Origin of the sequence: Streptomyces sp. NBC_00569 (assembly GCF_036345255.1) — a bacterium.
Classification (GTDB): domain Bacteria; phylum Actinomycetota; class Actinomycetes; order Streptomycetales; family Streptomycetaceae; genus Streptomyces.
On the sequence record NZ_CP107783.1, the window covers coordinates 9,953,446 to 9,977,867 of the forward strand.

At 68.4% G+C, this 24,422-nt stretch carries 20 protein-coding genes and 4 pseudogenes; 17 read left to right on the forward strand and 7 right to left on the reverse strand.

What is annotated here, in order from left to right:
* Positions 1–13 precede the first annotated feature (13 nt).
* A complete protein-coding gene (locus OHO83_RS44920) occupies positions 14–745 on the reverse strand; it encodes a TNT domain-containing protein (protein WP_266681394.1) in 732 nt (243 codons plus the stop codon).
* A gap of 1,193 nt (positions 746–1,938) precedes the next feature.
* Positions 1,939–2,691 (reverse strand): hypothetical protein, encoded by a 753-nt coding sequence (locus tag OHO83_RS44925; RefSeq protein WP_266681396.1) that lies wholly within the window; start codon positions 2,689–2,691, stop codon positions 1,939–1,941.
* Positions 2,692–3,444: 753 nt separating this feature from the next.
* On the opposite strand from OHO83_RS44925, the gene OHO83_RS44930 reads away from it, so the two are divergent.
* Positions 3,445–4,176 carry an HAD family hydrolase gene (locus OHO83_RS44930; RefSeq protein ID WP_266681398.1) on the forward strand — a complete coding sequence of 244 codons (732 nt, stop codon included), beginning with the start codon at positions 3,445–3,447 and terminating at the stop codon, positions 4,174–4,176.
* A gap of 468 nt (positions 4,177–4,644) precedes the next feature.
* On the opposite strand, the gene OHO83_RS44935 is transcribed toward OHO83_RS44930, so the two are convergent.
* Positions 4,645–4,854, reverse strand: coding sequence for a DUF6243 family protein (locus OHO83_RS44935; RefSeq protein ID WP_266681400.1), 210 nt, complete (start codon positions 4,852–4,854; stop codon positions 4,645–4,647).
* 96 nt (positions 4,855–4,950) lie between these two features.
* Positions 4,951–5,094, reverse strand: a complete 144-nt coding sequence (locus tag OHO83_RS44940; RefSeq protein ID WP_266681402.1) for a hypothetical protein — start codon at positions 5,092–5,094, stop codon at positions 4,951–4,953.
* Positions 5,095–5,132: 38 nt separating this feature from the next.
* Here OHO83_RS44940 and OHO83_RS44945 point away from each other — a divergent pair.
* The 7 genes and pseudogenes from OHO83_RS44945 to OHO83_RS44975 form a co-directional block, all read left to right on the forward strand.
* A pseudogene (locus OHO83_RS44945) lies at positions 5,133–5,657 on the forward strand (hypothetical protein); the annotation flags it as partial.
* Positions 5,658–6,329: 672 nt separating this feature from the next.
* Positions 6,330–6,971: pseudogene (locus tag OHO83_RS47180) on the forward strand (methyltransferase domain-containing protein); the annotation flags it as partial.
* 175 nt (positions 6,972–7,146) lie between these two features.
* Entirely contained in the window at positions 7,147–8,490 is a 1,344-nt protein-coding gene (locus OHO83_RS44955) for an NUDIX hydrolase (RefSeq protein WP_266681406.1), read from the forward strand.
* A gap of 103 nt (positions 8,491–8,593) precedes the next feature.
* Complete coding sequence (locus OHO83_RS44960; protein WP_330280683.1) at positions 8,594–10,123, forward strand: methyltransferase domain-containing protein; 1,530 nt, start codon at positions 8,594–8,596, stop codon at positions 10,121–10,123.
* Positions 10,124–10,169: 46 nt separating this feature from the next.
* Positions 10,170–11,375 carry a bifunctional class I SAM-dependent methyltransferase/NUDIX hydrolase gene (locus OHO83_RS44965; RefSeq protein ID WP_323187161.1) on the forward strand — a complete coding sequence of 402 codons (1,206 nt, stop codon included), beginning with the start codon at positions 10,170–10,172 and terminating at the stop codon, positions 11,373–11,375.
* On the forward strand, positions 11,372–11,614 hold the full coding sequence (locus tag OHO83_RS44970) for a hypothetical protein (RefSeq protein WP_266681410.1): 243 nt from the start codon (positions 11,372–11,374) through the stop codon (positions 11,612–11,614). The genes OHO83_RS44965 and OHO83_RS44970 overlap by 4 nt, the downstream gene beginning before the upstream one ends.
* Positions 11,614–12,357 (forward strand): MFS transporter, encoded by a 744-nt coding sequence (locus OHO83_RS44975; RefSeq protein ID WP_266681412.1) that lies wholly within the window; start codon positions 11,614–11,616, stop codon positions 12,355–12,357. The genes OHO83_RS44970 and OHO83_RS44975 overlap by 1 nt, the downstream gene beginning before the upstream one ends.
* Before the next feature lie 9 nt (positions 12,358–12,366).
* On the opposite strand, the pseudogene OHO83_RS44980 reads toward OHO83_RS44975, so the two are convergent.
* Positions 12,367–13,184 (reverse strand): annotated as a pseudogene (locus OHO83_RS44980) (IS5 family transposase).
* Positions 13,185–13,680: 496 nt separating this feature from the next.
* On the opposite strand from OHO83_RS44980, the gene OHO83_RS44985 reads away from it, so the two are divergent.
* From OHO83_RS44985 to OHO83_RS45020, 8 genes and pseudogenes are all read left to right on the forward strand, one after another.
* Positions 13,681–14,211: a DinB family protein gene (locus tag OHO83_RS44985; protein ID WP_266681414.1), complete on the forward strand. Its 531-nt coding sequence runs from the start codon at positions 13,681–13,683 to the stop codon at positions 14,209–14,211.
* Positions 14,212–14,729: 518 nt separating this feature from the next.
* Positions 14,730–14,831: pseudogene (locus tag OHO83_RS44990) on the forward strand (dihydrofolate reductase family protein); the annotation flags it as partial.
* Positions 14,832–14,898: 67 nt separating this feature from the next.
* Positions 14,899–15,741 (forward strand): alpha/beta fold hydrolase, encoded by an 843-nt coding sequence (locus tag OHO83_RS44995; protein ID WP_266681416.1) that lies wholly within the window; start codon positions 14,899–14,901, stop codon positions 15,739–15,741.
* Between the two features lie 683 nt (positions 15,742–16,424).
* Complete coding sequence (locus OHO83_RS45000) at positions 16,425–17,819, forward strand: DUF1932 domain-containing protein (RefSeq protein ID WP_266681418.1); 1,395 nt, start codon at positions 16,425–16,427, stop codon at positions 17,817–17,819.
* Positions 17,816–19,153: a TRAP transporter large permease subunit gene (locus OHO83_RS45005; RefSeq protein ID WP_266681420.1), complete on the forward strand. Its 1,338-nt coding sequence runs from the start codon at positions 17,816–17,818 to the stop codon at positions 19,151–19,153. Before OHO83_RS45000 ends, OHO83_RS45005 begins: the two co-directional genes overlap by 4 nt.
* Before the next feature lie 27 nt (positions 19,154–19,180).
* The gene (locus OHO83_RS45010; RefSeq protein ID WP_266681422.1) at positions 19,181–19,456 is read left to right on the forward strand and encodes a hypothetical protein; all 276 of its coding nucleotides are present in this window, start codon (positions 19,181–19,183) and stop codon (positions 19,454–19,456) included.
* Positions 19,457–19,563: 107 nt separating this feature from the next.
* The gene (locus OHO83_RS45015) at positions 19,564–20,322 is read left to right on the forward strand and encodes an IclR family transcriptional regulator (protein WP_266681424.1); all 759 of its coding nucleotides are present in this window, start codon (positions 19,564–19,566) and stop codon (positions 20,320–20,322) included.
* A gap of 20 nt (positions 20,323–20,342) precedes the next feature.
* The gene (locus tag OHO83_RS45020; protein WP_266681426.1) at positions 20,343–21,314 is read left to right on the forward strand and encodes a cyclase family protein; all 972 of its coding nucleotides are present in this window, start codon (positions 20,343–20,345) and stop codon (positions 21,312–21,314) included.
* Positions 21,315–21,378: 64 nt separating this feature from the next.
* Here OHO83_RS45020 and OHO83_RS45025 read toward each other — a convergent pair whose 3' ends face one another.
* Together OHO83_RS45025 and OHO83_RS45030 are read right to left on the reverse strand one after the other, a co-directional pair.
* Positions 21,379–21,639 (reverse strand): hypothetical protein, encoded by a 261-nt coding sequence (locus OHO83_RS45025; protein WP_323187162.1) that lies wholly within the window; start codon positions 21,637–21,639, stop codon positions 21,379–21,381.
* Between the two features lie 121 nt (positions 21,640–21,760).
* A complete protein-coding gene (locus OHO83_RS45030) occupies positions 21,761–22,993 on the reverse strand; it encodes an FAD-dependent oxidoreductase (RefSeq protein WP_266681428.1) in 1,233 nt (410 codons plus the stop codon).
* 105 nt (positions 22,994–23,098) lie between these two features.
* On the opposite strand from OHO83_RS45030, the gene OHO83_RS45035 reads away from it, so the two are divergent.
* The gene (locus tag OHO83_RS45035) at positions 23,099–24,328 is read left to right on the forward strand and encodes a cytochrome P450 family protein (protein ID WP_266681430.1); all 1,230 of its coding nucleotides are present in this window, start codon (positions 23,099–23,101) and stop codon (positions 24,326–24,328) included.
* The last annotated feature ends 94 nt before the right edge of the window (positions 24,329–24,422 follow it).

The window sequence follows — 24,422 nt, forward strand, 5'->3', positions numbered from 1 at the left end:
CGCAGCCGGGAAGCTACGAGGTCGCGAGCCGCACAAGGGTCCCGTTGCGCACCAGGTCCAGCACCGAGGTGCGCTCAATCTTCGGGCAGTACGAGCTCGATGTCACGTACTGGACGCCCAGGCCGGGCTGCTCGAACGCCGGGGCGATCGGCCCTGCGCACACCTTGAAGTCCTTCGTCACCTTGTACAGGTAGTAGTTGTACGGGTGGCGCGGATCGGCGGTGTTGAGGCTGGACGGCGGGATGCTCCGCTTCCCGTACTTGGTGCCGGCGGGGGCCAGGTAGCGACCTGCCTCATTGCCCAAGCGGTCGACCTTCTGACCCACGTGGAGCTCGAGTTCGGCGGCGATCGGCTTTCCCTGGGAGTCCTTCGCGTAGCCGTCGGCGTCCGGGTAGCGCCAGTCGCCCTGGCCGGTGTCGGCAGCCGGGTTCCACCACCGGTTCAGGAACTGGGTCGCGGTGAGATGGCCGAGGCGTTCGTAGCGGTGGAGGGTGCGCGCCACCAGCCCATGGGTCGGCAGATGATTCGGGCCGAGCCGCCAGTCGGCGCAGAAGTAGTCCGGGCGCAGAGGGTACGGAATGGGGTCCGGTACCAGGCCTCGGCAGACGTACGGCCGGTACGTGTCACCGGCGGCCGTTGCGGCCGTCGCGGCTGGTGCCGCCTGGGCGGCGGGAGCGCCGAGAAACAGCGAGCCCAGCAGGCCAGCCGTGGCGGCAAGCCCGGCACACCGTCGTGGTGATGTCACTACAACTCCTGGTGATCGTCTCTGGTGCGCCGTCACCGTGCGGGGTGGCACGGCGAAAGAGGCCGTGCGGATCAGCTACGGAAGGACGGATGGCGACGTGCGGAAGATCACTCAAGCCAATGGGGAGGGTGAGAGGGAGTGACGGCGCGGGTGATGCGCCCGAAAGAGTGCGTGCCGCGCCCCAATGGGCGATGACGCTGCGCGTGTGTACAGATGGGACGCGGCGATGCACGCGCCGAGACGGCGTTGCGCCCTATGCACGCAGTGGACACACACTCCTCCCATTCCCGGCGGGGCCGGTGCTTGATGTGCTGTGAAGGTCCGAGCACCGCACCCCTTGTTGGGAGGAGGACATCGTGAAAGGTCTGTCCAACACCCTTGCTCAGGAGACAAGTTCAGCGTCAGCGGGTGGACTGCTGCTGGCGAGGCGCCGGATCACGGCCGCGCGGGAGCGCGGGATGACGCCGTCGGACGGCGGCGGTTCCGGCCGTAGCGACGGCAACGACTGAGCGCGGGAACGTCGCCACGACGTTTGGGGCGATCGCCGAGTGCCTGAGCGGCGACACGTTCGCCGCCCAGGTGCTGCACCGCGACTCGCTGCACACGAGAGCTGCGCTCGAACGGCCGCTGGTGTGGTCACGTTCGATGACCTCAATGACCTCATTGCCGCGCACCTCTGGAGCCGACGCTGATGAGGCTGTTGTCGTCGATTCCTTTCCTGCCAGAGTTCCTGAGGACTATGGCGATCGGTTCCGCGGTCCCGGTTTGCAAGGGGCCGTCGTCGGCATAGGTGAGGTGGTGCTCTATGCCGGACGCGCGACAGGCGAAATCAGGCAAACGACGGACGTCATCACCTATGGGCCGGACGAACGCTTCCAAAAAGTCCCGGAACCAGCCCGCGCCCACGACCAACACCGGACACCACCGACAAACTCGCCGCCCTCGCCGCCCTCGTACCGGAGTGGGCGACAGAGGCTTGCCGAGTCACAACGGTGCCCTGTCCTGGGTGCACGCCCGGGACAGGGCACCGTCGGCATTCGCGCTGCGATCGTCCTGCTGCTGATAGGCCCCCTTGGCATCACGGACAGCGGGCCCGGCGGGCGGGCCGAACACCTGCCGAGAGCGCCATGTCCGCTGGCATAACCACCTCACCAGCGCTCACAGTCCACCGGACAGCTGCCCGGGCAGTGACGTCACGAATCGATGGCGTCCGCTTCCGCGGTGGCATCCGCAAGCAGCCGGGCCATCAAGGCTAGGCCGTCCTGTCCCATCAGATCATCGGGCCCGTAAGAGCGCTTCGGCCAGTACGCCTGCCCATCGATCCAGGGGACACCCATCAGCAACCCGTCCGCTGGGCCACGAAGTTCGAGGTTGCCGGCGGGCTCCACAGGCAGGTCGGCCGGGAGCTTGCCCGCCCCCACGAACCGAAGCCAAGGTTGCGGGAAAGGCATGAGTTCCAGCACCCCATCAGGTTGGACGTCGTCGCCCCCGGCGGCCGGAAACAACACCAGCAGGGCGACCCCGCCCCACGGCGGGTCGTACACCACGGCATACCGCTTGGGCACCGGGCCAGGCGCACAGGCCGCACGGGCCAGGGTCCTGGCCGTCTCCCCAGGGACACCACGAAGACGGTAGGTCCCGTAGAGCGCCAGACCCACCGACACAACAAGCGGGGCCCAGGCATCAGGCAATATCCAAGGGCCGGCCAGCAAGCAAATCGCCAGCAGAAGACACGTGAAAACCAGCGCCGTGATCAAGGTGGACAAACCCGAGATGCTCCGCAGCGTCCCCACCCGCCACCACCGCACCTTGCGAACGTCAGCCTCGCGACGACTGCGTGCCGTGGGCCTGGGCAGCGCCGCCTGGCGCCGCGCCTCGGCCATCACCATCGCGTACGTCAGCGCGCCAGATCTCGGCGCCGGGCTTTCTCCATCGTCGTGCGACATCGGGCCCCTCTCCTTCGCGGGTATCACCCCGCGTGCCCCAACTTGCTGCAACAGGCACCGACTTTAGGCCCTCAACGGGTTCGCGGGCCCACGGCCCTGCCAGCGATACGCGGCTGAAGCGCAGTGAGTTGATCTGTCACTGGACGATGAGACAGCGGGCCGGTTCGAGCGAGGCGTCGTAGACGTCGGCTCGGTGTTGCCCTCGCTGTACCACGACCCCGAACGATCGTCACCGGTGCCGAAGAAGGCAGGTACTGGCACTGCGCTGGGGTGCGGACCGTATCGAGGTTGAACTCGATACGCAGCGAGGCCGGACCGCGCAGCAGTCCTCACTTGCCGTGGGGTGGCGACGCTTGGCACTGCTCTTTTTGGCGGTGCCGCCCGGTCCGGGCACGGGGAACGCACTCGTGGTGACGCTGCTCGCGCAGCTCGGGGTGGCGGCAGTGACGGCTGCCGAACCTGCGGCTGCCTAGGGTGGTCGGCCGAGAGCTGGCTCTATCAGTAGGTGCTGGCACCGGTTGTCGATCGGGGGCGACAGCGCCCGGTGCTGGCGGAGCGTGATATCGCCAAGTTTTGGCACCACTTGGGTGCTTGCGGTGGGACGTCGGACTGCTCTGCGTGGTGAGAAGGGCGTCGTCCATGCCGCCGAGGTCCAAGGTCATCCACCGCATCCTGCACAGCGGCCAGGACGGGGGACCAGGACACCTGCACCCCGACATCCACGACAGGTAGGCACCACGAGATGATCCTCCCATGGTGGATGTGATCTTCTTCGATCTGGACGGCACCCTGGTCGATCATCGAAGCGCGGTCATGGAAACGATCGGTCAGATCGTCCAGGCCGCGCCGAACGCGACGGCTCCACCGGAGGAGCTGGTGACGTTGTGGTGGACGCTGGAGGCGCGCCACATGCGGGAATACCTATCTGGTCAGTGCTCCTTCGCCGAGCACCACCGACGCAGGCTCCGTTCCTTCCTGCCGATGCTAGGCGAGCCCGTTCCTGAAAGTCCTGGCCTTCTGGACGCCTGGATCGCCGAGCGCTACCTCACCGTGTTCGAGGAGTCCTGGCGGTGCTATCCCGATGTCCAGCCATGCCTGGAGACCCTGAAACGGCTTCCCCGAGGACCACGTCTGGCCGTTCTCACCAACGGGGACCCCGAGCAACAGCGCGCCAAGCTCGCCCGCTTCGACCTCCTCGAATACTTCGAAACCGTCCTGACCCCGACCGAGCTCGGCGGGGCCAAGCCCGCCGCCTACACCACCGCCTGCCGGCAGATGCGGACGGACCCCACGCAGGCGGTCAACGTGGGCGACATGCTGGAAAGCGACGTGAACGCAGCTGCCCTCGCCGGGCTCACCGGGATCTGGCTGGACCGCGGCATCGACTTCGTCACCGGTGGACCATCGCCGACGGCAGACGAGACGGTGCTCCGCATCGAACGGCTCACCGACCTCCCCGACCACCTATCCGGTACCAACGGCTGACCAGCTCTCCCGGCCGTAGTTCATCCACGCCCCCGGAAACCTCCAGATAGCACGACCCGCAGAGTCATCCCGGCGTCCTCCCACCGCCCCAACCAGCGACAACGCTGGCCCGCGGTCCCTTTCTGGTGTATTCCGGCCGCCTCCCTGGCGCGCCTGCACCACACGGAGCCCTTCCTCGACAGGTGCCGCCCTCGTCGACCGCAGGCCCGCGTCAAGGTGGAGGCGCCCGCAGGCGGAGCCGAGGACGCATGACCTTGACACGAGTCGAAGGTCGGCCACCATCGCGGCATCGAGCAGGGTCAACGCGCCCCGGCAACGGTGTCGGTTCTCGATTGCGACGCCAGCCGAGAGCTGAGTGGGACCGGCCGCGCCCGGTACGGCAGCAGGGCTCCGATACGGCAGCAGGGCCCGGACCGCGTCGCGGTCCGGGCCCTGCCCCGTGCGGTGCCGCCCTGCGGCGGCAGTGCGTCAGCTCTGCGCGGTGTCGTCACCCGTCTGCCCGACGCCCTCAGCTGCGCCTGCCTTCTCGCGCATCTTGCGCACCAGCTCCGCCTTCTGGTCGGCGGCACCCCGGCGGTCGAGGTTGCGGTGCGGACCGTTGTTCTGGCGTTCGGCGCGGGACAGCCTCTTGCGCTGGCCGCCGCCCATGCCCACGGGGTTGTTGATGTTCTTGCTCACGGGTTCTCCCGGAAAGATGTGAAGTGATCTACGGATTCATCGGTGGGGGACGAGCGCGGCGACGTCGAAGGACGTCAGCAGAGGCCCGTCACGCTCTCACTCGTAAATCGGCGTCTGGAAGAACATGACAAAGACGATACCCGGTTCCGTCGGCCCCTCATACCAAGCTTTTCGCCGCCCCGGCGCCGGCCGGGCCTTCAGCGAGCGCCCGAGGTCAGCCGTTCCCTTCTGCTTCTCCATCCGACCACGGAGCCTTCCTACGGCGGCTTGCAGCCGACACCGAAACCCAGTTGAAGGCTGCGGCAACCACTGTCCTCGCTGGTGCGGTCACCCCGCGGGAGGAATGCGGCACAGGGGCGTCGGACAGTCCAGCCGCGCTCACGGACTCCGCCGCAACAGGCGCCGAACCGGACATCGAGTATTCCGGCGGCGGGATGCCCGTGCAGGCATGGGTCTCACTGCCCGCCAGCTGCTGGAAGGTCCGTGGCACCCACACCAAGGCGGACGAGGAGACCCGCGGCGCCCCGAACATCAAGGGCGGCAGGGGCAAGCTCCGCTACATGCTGGAGCAGACCTTCGCCCTGCTCCAGCACTTCAAACGCCTCGCCGTCTGCTGGGGGCGCCGCGCTGGAGTCCACGACGCCGGACCTGCTGTTCTGCGGCGTTGTCCGTTCGGAAGGGTTGAGGCCGAGCGTCGCCCGGCCTTCGGCAGGGACGCCGCTGTACAAGGCGCACAGACGCTGGCGCCACAGCGCTACTTCTCCGCAATCCCCCACAGGAGGTACCCAAACCCACAGGAGTGATCGAACGCAGCATCACGGCGCAGCACCCTCGGCCACACCAAGGGCCACTCGGCCTATTCGAAATTCGGTTCTAGATTTCGCCCCCGGACACCCGTGACGGCGACAGGAATGGCCCAGTTAACCGATCGCCTGTCCACATCGCGCCCCGAGGAACACCCATGCACCGATTGCATCCGCCTGCGCTCATTCATCCTGCGTTCGAAAATGCAGCTCCGCGCTCGGACACCTCCACTCACCGTGCTGACGCTACGCCAGAGTCCTCGCCGACGGGCCCTGACCGGATACGAGGGCCCGGCATGACGGAACCCGCAAGCCTTCCCGCTTCACTGGCCCGGCGGGTGGAACCGGCTCCAGAGCTGACTCACCACAGCGCTTCTGCTCGCCCGCGACGCTTCGATCTCCTCGCCCACGACCGGGTCTTCATCCGCCCCAGGCGGATGGTTACGTCTCCGAACTGCTGGCCAAGACCGGCGGGGGGCTCCTCTTCGGATAGAAGCGCCTAACGACCGGCCAGACCCTTTCCCGAAGAGTCCGGGCTGGTCCACCGTGGAACACGACCGAAGAGAACGGCTCGTGAGATCGCACCCGAAGCCCTCCCACAACCCCCCTTGTCCAACGGCTTCCTTGACCTGGAGGTCGCCCGCCGCTGTCAGTTGACGTCGCGGATCCCGTATGACCCCACCGGAAGAAGGGCCCGCCGTGGCGACTCGTCCCACCACCGAACGCGACGAAGCAAGCAACTTGCGCCATCAGCTTGCCGACCGGCTCCTGTCAGCCGGCCATATCCGCACCAGCCCGGTCGAGAGCGCCTTCCGCACCGTGCCGCGGCACGCCTTCGCCCCCGAAGTCCCCACCGAAACGGCGTACGCCAACGACACCATCCCCACCCGCCACGCGTCCGACGGCCGGACCATCAGCTCCGTCTCCGCCCCCTGGCTGCAGGCCGACATGCTCGAAGCAGCCCGCATCCGGCCCGGACACCACGTCCTGGAGATCGGCTCCGGCGGCTATAACGCCGCCCTGATCGCCGAGCTAGTTGGGCCCATTGGAAATGTCGCCACCCTCGACATCGATCCCTTCGTCACCGAACGCGCGACCCGCTTCCTGGCCGAGACCGGGTACGACCGCGCCCGCGTCATCACCGCCGATGCCGAAGACCTGCCTGAAGGCATCGTCCCGGACGAAGGCTTCGACGCCATCATGGCCACCGTCGACACCTGGGACGTGCCCTGGATCCAAGCCCTCGCAGAGGGCGGACGCCTCGTCGCACCGCTCCGGCTGCACCAGTACGTATGGGCCATCGGCTTCACCAAACGCGACGGTGAACTCCACAGCGACGGGCCGCTCACCGTGTGCGGATTCGTCCCCATGCAAGGCGCCGGGGCATGGGATGCGAACCGGCGCACCGTCCCGGGCAACGGCATCCATCTCGCGTGGGAGGACGGAACACCCCTGCCCGTCGATCAGCTCGCCCCAGCCTTCTCGCGCGTTGACACGTACGCACGTGACGGTCGGCGGCCAGGAGCCCTTCGACGCCCTCACCCTGTACCTGGCCGGGGCGCTGCCTGGCTTCTGCCGCCTCTCGGTCGATGCCGACAGCGACAACGGCGTCCTGAACCCACCACCCCCGCACTGGCCGGGTGCCGCCATCGTGCGCGGCGCCTCCCTCGCACGGCTGGCCACCGAACGCATTGCGGACGGCGACGACGGCAACGGCGTGTACGAACTGGTCGTCCACGGCTACGGACCAACGCGACACCTGGCCGCCAAGGAGATGGCGGAACAGGTTCAGCACTGGCAGCGCAACCACCGAGCGGCCTCATACCCGTGCATCACCGTCCAGCCCGTCGCCAGCCACGGCTCAGCCTCCGACGGCCATACCCCGCATGTGTTCCGCAAGAAGCACACCCGGATCTCGGTCGACTGGCCGGTCATTCCCGGCACTGCGGCCCTGCTCACTGACGACGAAGGCCGCTACCTGCTGCACCTGCGCTCGGCGAACAAGCCGATTTGGCGGCCCGGGCAGTGGGCTCTGCTCGGCGGCAACACCGAGAAGGGCGAGACATGCGACGAGGCGATCGTGCGGGAACTCGCCGAAGATACCGGGCTCACCATTCCCGGCCTCACCACCTTCGCCACCCTGGACACGCTCGAAGCCAACGGATCTCTCAAGGACCGCGTCCGCGTCTACCAGGGCAGGCTCAACCTGCCGGCGCACGAGATTCAGCTGCGCGACGGGATCCAGCTGCGCTGGACGCGCATCGAGGAGACAGCGGAGATGACCATGGACCCCGGCACAGCCGCGGTGCTCCAAGCGCATCACGGCGGTTCGCACTCCGCCCGCGGAAGCGACGGGATCCTCCTCACCGTGCAGGTCCACGAGCCGAACGACCACCGAAGCCGCAGCATCGTCGGTGCCCACCTCGTCCTCATCCGCGACGGGGCCGTGCTGCTCGGCAAACGCCACGCCAACAGTGCCTTCGCCCCTTCGACCTGGCACCTGCCAGCCGGCCATCGAGAGGACAGTGAAGCCGCCGCCTCCTGCATGATCCGTGAGGCGGAGGAGGAGACCGGACTCGTCATCGCCGAGGGCGACCTGTCACTCGTGCATGTCGTCGACCTGCTCGATCCCGGCAGCCCGATCCCGCGCGTCCAGTTCTTCTTCGCCGCATCGCGGTGGGAGGGCGAGCCCGTCGTCCGCGAACCCGACCGGTGCACCGAATGGCGGTGGTGGCCGCTGACCGCGCTGCCCGAGCCGATTGTGGCGTACACCCGCGCCGCCCTGGAGAGCATGTCTCGCGGCGCGCTCTACACCGCGATGGGGTGGAGCTGACGCCTTGCCATCCACCGCTCGGCCGGGCCGCTCCCGCTGCGCCCGGCCGCCGCTCACCGCTGCTTCCTTGAGACCACCGCTTCTGGGAAGGACGTGCCTCTGCATGTTCACCACGCAAGACGACTGGGACCGCGGCTACGCGGACGGCCGCCGCTACCGTCCACTCAGCGACGGCGAACGGTCTCTGCTGGCCACGCATGCGCCGCCGCCTGCTGGTGGAAGGGCCCTCGACGTCGGATGCGGAACCGGCGAACTCGCGGCCCATCTGTCCACGCTCGGCTACGCCGTGGACGCCGTTGACTGGTCCAAGACCGCTCTGGCCGAGGCCACCGCCCGACACGGGAAAGCCGTCCGGTGGCTGACATGCGACGTCGAAAGCTTGGACTGGGAACCGCCGCACGCCCACAACTACGACTTGATCACCCTCCGGTTCGTCTACCCGTTCCTCAGCAACCGGGATCAGACCGTGCACGCGCTGGGGCGCCGCCTGCGTCCCGGTGGCGCACTCGTGGTCATCACGCCGCTCGCCGCCGACACCCCGGCCGAACGACGCGGCATCGCGCTCGGCGAAGACGAACTCGCCGAGCTCCAGCACCCCTGGCCGAACTCCGAGCGCCACGACACTGAAGGACTGGCCTTCGTGGTCCTGCGCGGCCCGCGCCGGACCGTGAGCACAGCACCACAGGCCACCTGCTCGCCGGCCGGTCCGCGACGCGTACCAGCCGACACCCGGAACTCCGATCCCGCCCAGACCAGCGCTCCCCGGAACCACCACTTCAACCTGCGCCGGCGCTACTACGACCAGGTGGAGTCGGGACGCAAGACGATCGAAGTCCGCGTCGCCACCGCCAAAAGAACCGGCATCAGGGTCGCTGACACGATCATCTTCCACGACCACGACCACGACCACGACCACGACCACGACCACGACGCTGGTCGTGAACTCGACGTCATCGTGAAGCGGATCACTCCATACGCCTCGTTCGACGACCTTCTCGCCGCGGAGGACTTGGCACGAGTGGATCCTGACGCCTCACGCGCGCAGCAGCTCGTCAACCTCCGCCGCATCTACCCGCCGGACAAAGAGGCCCTCGGCGCCCTGGCATTCGAGTTCGATCACCGACCTGGGCGGCCGGGCCACCCGCTCCCCATGACGCCTTCCGAGTACGTGCAGACAGTGCCTCACCACACGCTGTACGGCTGCCTGTACGTCCGCGACGAGCACGATCGGCCGGTACAGCTGCGCTCGGTGTACGGCAATCGGCTCTGGCAGTTTCCCGGAGGAGTTACCGACGCCCATGGTGAGGACCCCTTGGAGACCGCGCGTCGCGAAACAGTCGAGGAGACCGGGCTCGCACTTGGCCAGGGCACACCAGACCTGCTGCTGACGCACTATCAGCACCCTGGACCCCGCTTGCCCCTGGGCAGGATCGGCTTCATCTTCGACGGCGGTCGCCTCACTGCCGAACAGCTGAGCCGGATCCGCCTCGATCCGGCCGAGCACGACATGTGGGCCATCCACGATCTCGACGAGTGGCAGCGGCTGATGGGCGAGGTCTTCTTCGCCCGCCTGGACGCCATCGAGCGAGCGCGTCGCGGCCAGGGCCCGAACTACTACGTGAGCGGCCCATAGCTCCCGGCTCAAGCAGCCAACCCATTTACCAGTGAGGGGAGTTCCCGTGTCAGTTGAGGACCTCAATGCCGAAGCCTGGACCATCTACGGCCAACGCCAGCTCAACCGCGCGTTCATGCCACCAGTACCGGAGAAGCTGAACTGGACCCCGTGGGAGGGCATCGGCCCCGGGGCCGAACTCCTCGGCGAGATCGCTGGCAAAAGAGTGCTGGATATCGGCTCGGGGGCCGGCCATCACGCCGTGCACCTGGCGCGGGTCCACAGTGCGCGCATGACCGCGATCGAACAGTCGCCCACTCAGCACGAGCGTGCCGTCGGCACTCACGCCGGCGTCCACGGCGTCGAATTCGTCCAGGGTGACGTCGTCGACTACCTCCGCACCGCCGAGCCCTTCGACGCGGCATACGCCATCGGCACCCTGGCGTTCGCCGACCCTCACCGCGCCCTGCCCGCGCTGCGCCAGGGCCTATGCCCAGGCGCACCACTGATCCTCTCCCTCCTGCACACCGACCTGCACGACCGTGGCCCGTCCACGACGGTCGCGCCCCGGGAGCAGATGATCCCGCAGCGCGACCACCCGCCGCTGGCCACGCAGATGTGGGTACTGGCGCCCCAGCTGTGGGAAGACCTGCTCAGCGAATACGGCTTCCGAGTCGAGGCCATCGACCTGCTGCACCATCCCGACGACAGCGCGTCGGTCGTGCAGCAACTCATCCACGCGCGCCGCCTCGCCGACCGGCCCGCACGCATCTCCAGCCGCCCTCGCAGCACCCGGCCACCCGCACCGCACGCGGCCGTTGGCGTCGGCGCCGTCCTCTTCAGCGACCAGGGCGTACTACTGGGTCGCCACCGCCGCGGCACGCTCGAACTCCCCGGAGGCACCGTAGAGCCCGGGGAATCCTTCCAAGAGACGGCGGTCCGCGAACTCCGCGAGGAGACCGGACTGACCGCACGCCCGGACGACGTCACGCTCCTGGGCACCCTCGCCGACCACGTCGGTGACGTCCTGCGGGTCACCATCGCCGCTCTGGTCCATGCCTGGCAGGGCCAGCCGGACACCCAGCCTGACGAAAGCGTCGGCGACTGGGCCTGGTATCCCCTCGACCAGCTACCCGACGGACTGTTCGTATGCAGCGCCCAGATCCTCACCGCTTGGCGCCCCCACCTGCCCATCGACCACACTCCGGCACACTTCACACCCTTCGCGAGCGGCACGGCGCCCTCGTCCACAGCATCGAACCGCGGCGCATGACCTCGGCCACAGACTCGAGCCTGTGGCGGCACCGCGAATTCCGCCTGTACTGGACGGGCCAGGCCAGCGATGTCCTCGGCTCCTCACTCAGTTCGGTGGCCATTCCGCTGGTAGCAGTGGTCACGCTGCATGCCACGACGTGGGAGGCCGCCATCCTCGCGGCCGTCCAGAAGACGCCGCCCCTGTTGTTCTCCCTGCCCGCCGGCGCGTGGTGCGACCGCGTCAAAAGCGCCCCCTGATGGTGGCCACCAGCCTGGTTTGTGCGGCGGGGACGGGGTCCATTCCGCTGGCAGCGGCTTACGACAGGCTGACGCTGATACAGCTGTGGCTGGTGGCCTTCGTGGTCGGCTCCTGCCACGTCCTGGGCATGGCGGCGAGCCTGTCCTACATCCCCCATCTCCTGCCGCCGCACCGACTCCTGGAAGCCAACGCCAAACTGGCCAGCGCCAACACCCTGTCCGACATCGGCGGCCCCGCCCTCGCCGGCGCGTTGATCGGCGTGATCGGTGCCGCCCGCGCGGTCGCCGCTGACGCCGTTTCCTACCTCGTCACCGCCTGGTGCACGCTGCGCATCCACAGCTCCGAGGCCGGCCCAAGACCACGCACCACAACGCCGTCACTGCGCGGTGAGATCCGGGCCGGCCTCGCCTACACCTGGCGCCATCCCGTCATCGGCCCCCTCGTGACCACGAACGCGATCACCTCAACGGTCCTGGCCGGCACCAGCGCGATCTGGGTCGTCTACCTGGTCCGCGAACTGCACTGGTCGTCACAGGTGTTCGCCCTCGTCATGAGCATCGGGGCGAGCGGCGGATTCCTCGCCTCCCTCACCACAGTGCGCCTCACCGCGCGCTATGGAGCGGGATCCGTCATGATCAGCGCACTGACCCTGGCACCGGCCAGCCAACTACCGCTCCTGCTGGCCCACCCCGGCCCTACCGGACAGCTGGTCTTCGGTTGCGGTCTGTTCGCGCAGCTCTAAGACGCTGTCCTACATGGTGAGTGTGAGGAGCCGTTTGTAACAGCAGAGGGCTGCGGCAAGGCCGAGAAAGGCCAGGTAGTTGGCGGGTTGGCGCTCGTAACGGGGGCTGAGTCTGCGGTAGCCCGTCAGCCACGACATTGTCCGCTCGATCACCCACCTGCGGCGCCCTAATCGTTCGCTGGACTCGACACCCTTGCGGGCGATGCGGACCCCGATGTGCTTGCCCTAGAGCCATCGCCGCAGGTGAGGTATGTCGTAGGCCTTGTCGGCGTGAAGGCGTTGAGGCTTGAAGTAGCGTCCGCGGTAGCGGTCATGTCTCGTTTGGTGACCCTCGACCATGGGTTTCAGCGCGAGGCTGTCGTGGACGTTGGCGGCGGAGAGGCCGACGATGAGGGGCAGTCCGTTCGCGTCCGACAGGACGTGCATCTTGGAACCCTGCTTGCCCCGGTCCACGGGGCTCGGACCTGTGTGTTCGCCCCCTTTTTTGCCCGCACGTGCGCGGAGTCCAGCACGACACGGGAGACATCGACGAGGCCGGCATCGTCCAGCCGGTGCACAACCGCCTCATGCAGACGCCCCCACACACCAGCTCTCGACCAGATCATGAACCGCCGGTGCACCGTCGACTTCGACACCCCAAAACAGGGCGGCAATGCCCGCCAGGCGCAACCGCTTACCAGTACGTAGATGATCGCGGCGAACAGCGTCTCATCAGGCGTGTTCTGCTTTCCGCCACCCTGTGGCCGCACCCGATCCGCCGGAATCAACGGCCTGGCGATCTCCCACAGCCCGTCCGGAACAATCCAACTCCACGTCCCCTGCACCATGTTGAGGAGCACTACCCAGCCTCACCATGTAGGACACCGTCTAAGTGGCCGGGGAATTGGTGTTAGCACCATGACCACTTCGGAACGCCGGGCGGGGAAGTGGCGCCGGTTCTTGCCCTCTCGTCTACCCGTCCTCGCTCGCGGACGCATCACCGGTGTCAGCGAGCGCTGACGCAGTTACGAGGAGCCGCAAGCCGCCGCGGCGACTGCTCAGTAGAGCCCCACGGGGCAGGACTGCCTCTACTGGTGTGAAACGTCGTCCGCTCGGGTGTCTCATACAAGTCTGAGCACCGCAGGTCTGAGGCGTGGGGTACCCACACTTATCTGAGACAGGACAGCTGGCGGACCGCCACCGCCTCCGCTCCGTCCGCTGTGGGGCCTGTGTGGTCCCACAACTGCTGCTTCGACGATCTCGCGGTGCTCGCCGTGGCGGAGCGAGCGACGCACGCGATCCTGTCCCGCCGAAGCCACACCCGTCTCTGAGAAAGGTGACCCAGTGCACCGTATCGACGCCCTGCTGCGCGAGTACGACCGTGCCCGCGCCTACACCGACGACCTGTGGAAGGACCTCACACCAGACGAAGTGACCTGGCGACCGCATGAGAACTCCAGCGCCATCGGCTGGCACCTCGGACACCAAGCCCACGTCGCCCACTTCTTGGTCCGCAACCTCACCGCCGCCGAACCCAGCCCCGACCCCGAACTGGACGGGCTCATGGACTCGGCCAACCCGGAGAAATTCCGCGGCGCCCTGCCCACCGTCGAACGCCTCAACGCGTTCCGCGACACCGTCGCCGAACGCGTCCACGCCCGCATGCGCGACATCGCCTCTGGGAACGTCTCCGCACCGCAACAGCTCACCGTCGTCGGCGCTCACCTGCTCACCGCGCTCATCAACCACGAGTACCAGCACGACCAGTGGATCAGCGAAGTCCGCGCAGACAATCTCGGGCACCCGCTCCCACCCGACCCCAAGGCGGACCACGTCCGCCGCGTCGACGGCTACCTCCTCATCGACGGCCTGTAAGCAGCGAGTACAGGGAATCCGGGCCTGGCCAATGCAGTGCGCACACAGGCCAACCATGGTGCTCAGTCACGAGAGGATGTGACGAGCGCTGGATCTGTCGGATGAGCACTGGATCGGCCCAGCCGTGCATTTGAGTTGGCAGCGCAGGCTAGCGCCCGAGGTGGCTGACCTGGGCTGTCTGGCTGGATGCGGCACACGGGGCGCGTGGAGAGCTGCCTGTGGGTTGAGCCTCACCGGTCGGGGGAGGCGTGGTCGCGCCTGGTCGGGATCACTGACAGAGCTGTCCTCTGCTCCTGAACCGGCGGCGATGGCTCTGGTGCGAAGATTCATGTGGCGTCCCGGGCAGCGGCACCGGCCGGGGTCTCTTTGACCTGTACGTATGCGCTTTTGAGGTGCTCGGTGGCGATCCTCCACCGTACGTCCGACGTACCGCCTCGCACGTCGTGCTGTCGAGTTCGCACCGCCGCACGCTTGAGTGTGAGCGATGAGTTTGGGCTGCGGATCGGGTCTGCCCTGGCATGAGTCGAATCATCGCTGACATCTCGGTCTCTTTCGACGGCTTCGTCACCGGGCCCGACCCCAGCCCGGACGACGGTCTGGGCACTGGCGGCGAGGCCCTGCAGCTGCGGAGCGTGATCTCGACATCGATCGCGTCGCACCTGACCTACGACGTCTCCCGGTGATCCGATGACCACGGTCAACGTCAACGAGATCGCCCTGGGCATCGAGTCGTTCGGTGACGACGACGCGCCGCTCGTCCTGCTCGCGGGCGGGACGACGATGCTCTCCTGGCCCGACGCGCTGTGCGAGCGCCTCGCCGCCGGCGGGCGCCGTGTGGTGCGCTACGACCTACGCGACAGCGGGGAGTCGACGACGACGGATCCGCAGGCGCCCGCCTACACCCTCCGCGCCCTCGCCGCCGACGCGGTGGCCCTTGCTGACGCGCTCGGCGGGGGACCTGCGCACCTCGCCGGCATCGGCGTCGGCGGGATGGTGGCCCAGGTTGCGGTGCTTGACCATCCGGGCGCGTTCTCGGCGCTCACCCTGGTCGGCACCCGTGCGGTTGCTCCTGGCCCGCCCGACGATGACCTCCCCGGCCATGACCAGACGACGATGAGCCGGCTGTTCGCGCGTGCGATGCCTGATTGGACGGACCGCGAGGCGGTCGCGGAGTTCGCCGCCGTTGGCGCCGAGATCCGGGGCGACGACCCCATCGCCGCGCGCGCCATCGCTGCGCGCATCTGGGACCGCACGCCCGGCACCACACCCCCGGTCCAGATGGCCAACCAGATGGGCATGGTGTTTTCCAGGCTCGACTGCAAGCCGCGCTGGCGCGAGCGCCTGCCCGAGATCGAGGTCCCCACGCTCGTCGTCCACGGCCGCCGAGACCGGTTCTTCCCCGTCGGCAACGCCGAGGCGATCGCGCGCGAGATCCCCGGGGCACGGCTGCTCGTCCTCAAGGAGGCCGCCACTGCCATCCCCGATGCGGCGGTCGGCGAGGTCACCGAGGCGATGCTCACGCTCGGATAAAGGACGGCGACAAGCAGGACCGCCATCACTGCCTCGTCCATATCTGCCTTTTCGCCAAGATCCCACCCTAACGGCTTGGGCCCGCGATGCCGCCACGCGGACAGTGAGCATCGAAGTTGTCCAGCGGTGCCAAGTCCCGCGCTCGGTCTCAGTTATGACGGGGCGCGCTATCTGGCTTTTGAGCGGCCCGTCTCTCTCTTCTGCGCGTCCCAGTTGTCACTCTGAGCAGACATCCGCAGCCATACGACAGGATGCCGTTAATGATCGGCGCTAGCAGTGGTCTCAAGTGGAACAGCCTTCTGGCGCCAAGGGATGCCCTTGGTCGGCCTGTGTGGCCTGCTTGGGCGCCTGACGTGCTGTCAACCTCGGTGCAAGACGTGCCAGTTGACTGCCGAACTGTGGGTGTTTGTGAGTGATCGCTGACTGTCGGCCCTGCGCCTGCGGGGGCTGCGGAATCCGCTGGGGTGCGACGGGCAAGCCAGCCGCTTGACCGCAAGGGCAGAGGTGGCGTCCCGCCGCTATGTGGCGCACCAGTTTCCCATTCAGAGACTGGCCCCGGTCGACCGGCCAGGGTGGCTGATTTTGATCGATCATTCGTCAGCCCTTGACGTCCGTGTGACGGCAGAGCAACATCCTCCCGCACCTAGTGAGAGAGCTTCTCACTGTATGAGAAAGGTATGGGTATGCGAGTCGGGATTCTGGGCTTGGGCGAGGCGGGAGCGCTGTATGCGGCGGGGTTCGCGGAGCATGGCTGGGAGGTGGCCGGGTTCGATCCCGGTGACGTGCCGACCCCGGCGGGCGTGATCCGTGCGGCCTCGGCGGCCGAAGGGGTTCAGGACTGCGACCTGGTGCTCAGCCTCACGGGCGCCAGGGCCGCGTTGGCCGTCGCCCAGGACGCGGCCGAGCATTTGGGTGCGGCGACGGTGTATGCGGACATGAACGCGGGTGCACCGGAGCTGAAGAGGCAGATCGCCGGGGTCGTCGCCAGGGCCTCGTCGGCGGTGTTCGCGGACGTGTCCGTGATCGGGTCGGTACCGAAGTACCGTCACCGCACAGCCCTGGTGGCCAGCGGTCTCGGAGCCTCCGTGATCGCGGACTACTTCGGGTCGCTCGGTGCCCCGGTGGAGGACCTGGGGCGTGACCCGGGTGCGGCCTCCGCCCGCAAACTGCTGCGCAGCCTGTTCATGAAGGGGCTGGGCGCGGTCATCGTGGAGGCGGTGGACGCGGGCCGGGCGGCCGGAGACGAGCTGTGGGTGCGCGAGCAGATCGCCAAGGAACTCGTCGACGGCGAGGGCACTCTGGAGCGCCTGTACCAGGGCACGTTCAAGCACGGTGACCGTCGCGGGCGGGAGGTCGCCGCTGCGGCAGAGCTCGTGGCGGAACTCGGCCTCGACACCGGGCTGGCGCGGGAGATCAGCCAGCTCCACTTCCTGGCCGCGCGTTCCGAGGGGCTGCGCGACACCAGCAGGGTCACGCCTGAGCTTGTGGCCGCCTACCAGGGCCTGGCCACGGCGAACATTGGGGACGCGACCGAGCGGCTCGGGCTGCTCGACTCCGGGATCAGCGCACTGTGGCCGGGGGCGAGGGCGGTGGGCCGCGCATTGACGGTGTGGACGCGGGCCGGTGACAATCAGGCCCTTCATCAGGCTCTCAAGGTTGCCGAACCCGGTGACGTCATGGTCGTCAACGGTGAGGGTGATGTGTCCCGTGCGCTCGTCGGCGAACTGATCGCCGAGCGTGCCCGGGCCCGCGGAGTGGTGGGCATGGTGCTGGACGGTGCCGCCCGCGACGTCGAGGTCCTCGCCGAGATGGGCTTCCCGGTGTGGGCCCGCGCTGTCACCCCGGCCGGCCCCTACAAGTTCGGCCCCGGCCGGGTCGGGGTTCAAGTTGCGGTCGGCGGGGTCGTCTGCCGCCCCGGTGACCTGGTCGCCGCGGACGGTGACGGCGTCGCGATCGTCCCCGCCGACCGCGCGGCGGACGTCCTCGCCGCCGCCCGCGAGGTCGAGGCCGAAGAAGCAAGGCGGCGCGCCGACATCCGCGCCGCGGCCGCTGCCGTCATGCCAGGAGGTGCATCGTGACCGCTGTCTGGGCACTGGGCTGCTACATAGCGGCCATCATCGTGTGGAACGCCGTCCTCAAGCGCAACATCGGCGAGGCCCTGATCGTCGGCTTCCTGGTCACCGGCCTGTTCGCGGGCGGCGACATCGGCCACGCCATGTGGGCCGGGTTCGCAGAGGCGATGCAGGAGGAGGTCACCTTCGCCGCTCTCGCCTTCGTGTTCATGAGTTACCTGCTCGCCCGAACCCCCGTCCTCGACCAGCTCCTGGGCATCCTCAACTCCCTGCTCGGCCGCCTGCGCGGCGGCCCCGTCTACACCTCCACCCTCGCCGCCGGGATCTTCGGCGCCATCGCCCACGTCGGAGCGGCGGTGACCGCGGCGGTCGGCTCCGTGACCATCCCCTGGATGAAGCGCTCGAAAGTCAGCGGCGAACTTGCAGCCACCGTCGCCGCCGGCGGCGCCGGCATGGGCGTGACATTCCCCTTCAGCTCCACCATGTTCATCCTCATGGGCACCGCCGGCGTGGCATCCCTGGCCACCACCGACGACATCGTCCTGCCCCTGTTCCTGGGCGGCCTGTGGTGCCTGGGCTACCGGATGGCCGCAGCCTTCATCATGGTGCGCCGCCACAAGATCCAGCCCATGGACCGCGCCGACCTGCTGCCCCTGCGCACCAGCTTCGGAGCAGGCTGGACCAGCCTGTTCCTGTTCGCGGCGATCATCGTGCCTCTGCTGCTCACCAGAGGACCCTCCGGCGGCGCCGTGACCGAATGGGTCGGCACGAAGATGTCGGACGCCATCAGCCTGATCACCTGGATCCCGGTCCTCCTGATCGCCACAGTGCTCCTCCTCGGCCGGCGCCATCTGCCGCGCTCGAGCCGCGAGTGGTGGCAAGCACTGGGCGGTGCGGCTCCGCAGTTCGGGGTGATCGGCGTAACCATCGTGGCCGCCTTCTCCGCCTCCAACGTGCTGGGAGAACTGGGGCTGCCGCAGCAGCTGACCGACCTTCTGGCCGGCATCAACGCCCCGCTGTGGGCGATGACCCTGATCGTCGGCATCCTCGTGGTCGGCGTGGCCATCCCGCTCACTGCCAGCGCCACCATGGCCGCGATCGGCCCCGTCGCGGTGACGTCCCTGGTCGGCGCGGGGGTGCCGCCCGCCACCGCATGCGTCGCCGTCCTCATCTTCGCCTCGACCGAGGGTGCCTCACCCCCGTCAGGAGCGCCGATCTACGTGGCCAGCGGTATCGCGGGCGTGGACCCCTCCCGCACCTTCCTGCCCCTGGTCGCCTACTACTGCCTGCCCATCCTGCTCATCGGCGCCGGTGTGGCCACCGGCCTCCTGCCCGTATAGAGACCTGTACGAGAGAAAGGCAACGCCATGGCTTCCCGCCTGCTGCAGCCCCTCTTCCGCCTCAGCATTGTCGTCTTCCTCCTCGGGGGAGTGGTCATCGTCCTCGGCCAAACCGTGGGCATCGTCCTCGGCGACGCCCACTGGGTGGAGCAGGTCGCAGCCACCCTCCAGCCGCCCACCTGCATCGCCGCGAGCATCGGCGGCATCCTCTCGTTCGTCCTGTCGTACCGGACGAACGAAGAAGAAGCCGATCACAGCCCCACGATCCCCGAGCACACAGCCGCCGCCGGCACCGCCCAGTAGCGAGGCGACCGACCTCCTGGATGGATCACGTGCGATCCACCACCCGCTCGTAGAGTGATAAGTCTTATCGAGACACTCTCTATCGAGCAGACCATCCAGGAGCTCTCATGGCCAACTCCGCCACCCCAGCCTCCGCCATGCGATCCCTCGACCGGGCCTTCGACGTCCTCGGCGTCCTGGAGGACACCCGCCAGCCACTGCGCCTGAGCGAAGTCGCCCGCCGCGCGGACCTGCATGTCGCCACCACCCAGCGCATCCTCAACGTGCTCATCGACCGCGGCTACGCCGCCAAGGACGACACCGGCTACGTCGCCGGACCGGCCGCCGTCGCCACCGCTCACGCCTTCCTGATCAACAACCGCCTCAGCCAGGTCGCGCTCCCCGTCCTGCAGGAACTCGCCGCCACCGTCGGACAGGCCGCCAGCCTCTACGTCCGCGTCGGCCTCTCCCGAGTCCTCATCGCCCGCGTCCAGAGCCGCAACCCCCTGCGCTACCAGCTCCCCCTCGGGGAGAAGCTCCCCCTGCACATGGGCGCCGGCAAGGCCCTTGCCGCCTGGCTCCCCGACACCGAACTGCACGCACTCATCGAGCACGCCACCCCCTTCACCCGCATCTCGGGCGAACGCGTCACCGCCGAGGACCTGGAGGCCGACCTGCGCCAGGTCCGCACGGACGGCTACGCCCTGTCCGTCAGCGAACGCGTCCTCGACGTCACAGCCGTCAGCGCCCCCATCCGCCGCGACCACGACGTCATGGGCGCCCTCAGCATCACCGGCACCGGCAGCGAACTCACCGAAGCCGACCACACCCGCCTCATCGGCGAAGTCCGCAGGGCAGCAGACGAGATCGCCGCACGCTGCCCCTGACAGAAAGCCCCTCCACCCCCATGCCCCTGCCCACCTACCGTCAGCTCACCGAGCGCACCGACGCACCCGCCGGATCCAGTTGGCACCTGTTCACCGACCACCCCGACCGCGGCATGGCCAACTTCGCCGGCCCACACCAAATACGCCGCGCCGCCGACTGTGTCACCCGAGGCCTCGCCTTCAACCTGGACTACGCACTCGACGCCTTCGACCCGCCCATGTCCAAGGCCCGCGGCATCCCCCAGCACCACATCACCGCCAAACACGACCAAGCCCGCGACGACCACCTGGACAACTTCCATCTTCAGGCCACCACCCAGATCGACGGGCTGCGCCACCGCCGCGCCTCCGGACACGGCTTCTACAACGGTGTGCCTGACGACGAGATCACACCCCGCAGCCCCCGCCTCGGAGTCCAGCTCTGGGCCGAAGAACCCATGGCGGGCCGCGGACTGCTCATCGACATAGACGGCCTGTTCCGCGAACGCGGCACCGTGCTACACCATCAAGAGGCCCCCGCCCTCACCCCTGACCTTCTCGACGACGCGCTCGCCGCCCAGGGCTACAAGGTCGAACCCGGTGACCTGGTCATGGTCCATACCGGATGGGCCCACTGGTACCTGACCACCACCCCCGAGCAGCGCACCGAAACCCGCGCCGGGCGACGCGCCACCGGCTTCGCCCAGACACGCGGCTTCGCCGCGTGGTGCTGGGATCACCGCATCGCCCTGATGGCCACCGACACCTTCGCCGTCGAAGTCCTCCCCGTAATGCCCGACAGCGACTTCCACGACAGCGCCCCCGAGGACGGAGGCATGATGCACCAGGAGCTGATCGCGAGACTGGGCCTTCCGCTCGGCGAACTGTGGAATCTCACCGCACTCGTGCAAGACAGTCGCATCACCGGGCACTGGGACAGCCTCTTGACCGTCAAGCCCCTCAATCTCACCGGCGGAGTCGGCTCCCCGGCCAACGCCACCGCACTGCGCTGAGCTGTTCCGGACCGCGACATAGGACACGGGCCAGGCGCTCATTCGGTTGAGGCGCAAGTCTTCCTCAGCCGAAGGCGTGCGTCAGTTGTGAGCCCACGCCGTCCTTCCGGGCGAGCCAATTTCCGGAGCGTCTCAATAGCCCTTGAGTACCGTTCAGCAGCCCCAGGGCCGAGGAATGCACGGTGTCGCCGCGGAAGTCGGGCAGAAACTCACCGTGCTTATCCAGAGCAGTGAAGTCCAGACCGGTGCGGGCCGGCAGCAGGCCGAGGACCGTTCCAGCGGGGCGGCCGTGCGCGGCCGGCATTTCGGCGGTGAAAGTGTGCATTCATGGCTGCCTGGGACGCCGGTCTCGGCGGACCGTTCCAGGAGCGCACGGGCGGCGTTCACGTCATGGTTCGTGTCCTGTCGACTAGGCCGAAGCCCGCCGGTCAGTTGTGCGCCGCAGGTCACCGCACCGATTCGGCGGGCGGACGCTCTCGTCCGGCGCCGTAGCCGATGAAGTACGCCGGCACGCGCTTGAGCCACGGTGAGGTGGTGAGTAGGCGGCTCATCCGCTCCGCCCGCCTGGCATTGCCGAAAGGCGGGCGTCCCGCGAGTACGGGTGCGATGACCCTGGTGTGAGCGAACCGCTGCAGTGCCTGCGTCGCCGCCGTGGTCGGCCACCGGCGCTGCTGGACGCGGCGTACGTCCCGCAGGCCGACCGCACCCCGGCGCAGCGGTTCGATGAGATAGCGCGCGGCGGCCACCGCGTCCTCGACGGCGAGGTTGATGCCGATGCCGAAGACAGGTGACATCGCGTGCGCCGCGTCGCCGATGCACAGCAGTCCGGGGCGGTGCCAGCGGCGGAGGCGGTCGAGCCGCACGTCGAGCATCTTCACCTCGTCCAATGACCGCAGCGCATGTGCCCGGTCCCCGATCCAGGGCACAGCGGCCGAGAAGTCGGCCCTGAACCGCTCGAGACCGGCGGCACGGCGTTCGGCGTCGGTCCCCTTGGGAATCAGCGCGGCGCACTGCCAGTACTCCCCACGGTCGATCATGGCGGTGAGGAGCCGGTCGCCGGCGCCTCCCACGAGCCCGTGCGGGTCGTCCTCCCGCCGTGGCAGCCGGAACCACCAGGCGTCCATGGGGCACGTGAACTGCCGCAGCCGAAGTTCGGGGCGCGAGCGGGCCAGCGAGTTCCGACCGTCGCAGGCCACGGTGAGGGTGGCCCACAGTGCACCGGTGCGGCCGTCGGACGTGCGGTACCGCACTCCGGTGACCCGTCCGCGCTCCTCCAAAAAAGATGTCGCCTCGGTGTTCATCAACACGGAGAAGGACGGCTCTTTTCGGGCCTCGTAGGCGAGGAGGTTCAGCAGGTCCCATTGCGGCACCATCGCCACGTAGTTGTACGGCTCCGGTAGCGCGCTGATGTCCGAGACGGTGACCAGCGAACCGTCCGCGCCGAGCGGCAGCTGGACCGCGGTCACCCGACGTTGCCGCAGACGGGCGAAGCGCTCGGCCAGGCCGAGATCGTCCAACAGCGCCAGGGTCGAGGGATGCACCGTGTCGCCACGGAAGTCGCGCAGAAAGTCTCCGTGCTTCTCCAAGACCGTGACGTCCACACCGGCCCGGGCCAGCAGCAGGCCGAGGACCATTCCGGCGGGGCCGCCACCCACCACGCAGCACGTCGTCCGCTCCATCTCAGCCCTTCCCTTCGGTGGCCTCCGCGATCCGAGTCGATGAGGCATATACCCTCAAAAAGGACAACATTGCCGTGTGGGTTCGTGACGACCCCTGGAGGCCTGATGAGCAGCCAGCAGCCGGTCCCTTTGCCCTATGCCGATCCGGCCTTCATGACGGATCCCTTCCCGCTCTACCGGCAGCTGCGCGAGGACGGCCCGGTACGGCGCGCCGTCCTCGCCGGTGGCCTCGAGGCATGGTTGGTCACACGCTATGAAGACGGCCTCGCAGCCCTCTCCGACTCACGGCTGAGCAGCGACGTCCACGATGCCTCGGACCCCCGGCTCCTCGAGCGGCTGCCGGCCACGGAGCGCGAGTCAATGCTGCGCACCATGCTCCGCTCCGACCCGCCCGACCACACCCGCCTGCGTCGCCTGGTCTCCAAGGCGTTCACCGCCCGCAGGGTGGCCGAGCTGCGGCCACGCGTCCAGGAGATCACCGACGGGTTGCTCGACGTGATCGTGCCGGCGGGCAAGGCAGAACTCGTCGAGGACTTCGCGCTGCCGCTTCCCGTCACTGTGATCAGCGAACTGCTCGGTGTGCCCGTCGCCGACCGGGACGACTTCCAGCGGTGGACCGACTCCATGATCCTTCAAGGACCCGAGCCGCCGGACCCGGCCCGGGTGGACCAAGCGTGGCGGCACATGCGCTCGTACCTGACCGGACTCCTCCAGGACAAGCGGGCCCGGCCCGGCGACGACCTGCTCAGCGCGCTGATCGCCACCCGGGACGAGGAACACCAGCTGGACGAGGATGAGCTGATCGCCATGGCTTTCCTGCTGCTGGTGGCCGGATACATCACCACGGTCAACCTGATCGGCAGCGGCATCGCCGCACTGCTCGCTCACCCCGACCAGCTGCAGATGCTGCGGGAGGATCCGGGCCTGCTGCCCGGTGCGATCGAGGAGTTCCTGCGCTACGACGGACCGGTCAGCCCCGGCATCGCCCGGTTCGCGCGCGAGGACGTCGTCATCGCGGGAGTGGCGATCCCGCGCGGCGCGACCGTGCTGGTCGCCTCCGCCATCGCCGACCGCGACCCGGCGCAGTTCCCGGACCCCGACCGCCTGGACATCACCCGGCAGGACAACGGGCACCTCGCCTTCGGGCACGGCATCCACTACTGCCTGGGGGCGCCACTGGCCCGGCTCGAGGGCCAGATCGCCGTGGGAACCGTCCTGCGTCGCCTGCCTCACCTCAGCCTGGCCGTGCCGGCCAGCGAACTGCGCTGGCGCTCGGGCGGTCTGCGCGGCCCCGAACAGCTGCCCGTCACGTTCACCCCCGACGCCTCCAGCTGACTGCACCACACGAAGGTCTTCGTGCCCCACCAATCACGGCCGACGGTCGCTCGTCGCACGTGGGCTTTCCGCCTGCCCTGTTGCTTTTGTCGCC